Here is a 1,039-nt window from a genome sequence, read left to right as displayed (position 1 = left end):
GGCGTGCTCGCGCAACGAGGCGGCGAGGTCGCCGTCGCCGGACCGCCCGGCGAACGCGACCGCCCGTTCCAGGCTCGGCTCGACCCGGAGTCGGAGCGTCAGCCGGCCGAACAGCGCCGGCGCGTCGCCGACCGCACGGGTACGGGACAGCGCCGCGACGGCGATCGGGGCGTTTCGCGCGGCGAGCGGGAGTCCCGCGCCGAGGACGACCGCGAGCGGGAGCAGCGCGACCGTGCCGGCCACGACGGTGGTGAGCGTACCCACGATCACGATACCGCTCCCGACCGCCTCGCTCGTGGCAACCAACTGCGGCGCCAGCGGCCAGTCGAGCCGGTCACAGGCGTCACGTAACGTCCCGTCGACGGCGGGGGTTCGTGGCCACGACGACCCGACTCGCTCGACGAGCCGAACGAACTGCTCCCGTCGGTCCGACGACCGAGCTACCACGGTTCCTCACTCGCGTCGGGACGATCGTCCTCCTCCGCACGGATGGCCGCGGGGCGCGTCACGCCGTCGGCGGCGAGCGACCGCAGGTGGTCGGCCCGCGCGTTCAGCGCCGTCAGCGTCTCGCCGTACCCCTCACCCGGGGCCGCAAGATCCGCCAACAGGCTGCTCTCGCCGCGGTCGAGGCGGCCGGTCGGTTCGAGATCACCGTCATCAAGTGCGAACAGCGGCCGGAGCTCGGTCCCGCCGGCGACGGACTCGACCTCCTCGATCGCGACCGCGCGCCGGCCGCGTTCCGTGTCGGCGACGGTGAGCACGAACCCCGTCGCGGCGAACGCGGACTCGCTCACGCCCAGGTCCTCGGTCATTCTCGTTCGGACCGCGTCGGCGCAGTCACCGTGGACCGTACCGAGCACCGTCCCCGAGGCCGCGCCGACGCGCATCGCCTCGTACAGCGTGCTCGCTTCCTCGCCCCGGACCTCGCCGACGATCAGCGCTCCTTCACCGAGTCGGAGTGCGGTCCGGAGCGCCGATTCGGGACTCGTCTCGGCGGAGTCGTCGTCGCCGCGGGCGACCCGGAGCGACTGCACGTCAC

At 73.6% G+C, this 1,039-nt stretch carries 1 protein-coding gene and 1 pseudogene; both read right to left on the bottom strand.

Features of this window, described 5'->3' with window-relative positions:
- Nucleotides 1-264: pseudogene (locus tag ACFR9S_RS13410) on the bottom strand (type II secretion system protein); the annotation flags it as partial.
- Nucleotides 265-440: 176 nt separating this feature from the next.
- Nucleotides 441-1,039: ATPase, T2SS/T4P/T4SS family (locus ACFR9S_RS13405; protein WP_379818874.1), on the bottom strand; the 599-nt coding region annotated here is incomplete at its 5' end.

The sequence above is a fragment of the Halolamina salina genome (genome assembly GCF_042678005.1).
Taxonomy (GTDB): Archaea; Halobacteriota; Halobacteria; order Halobacteriales; family Haloferacaceae; genus Halolamina; species Halolamina salina.
This window is presented reverse-complemented; position numbering and strand designations above follow the sequence as displayed.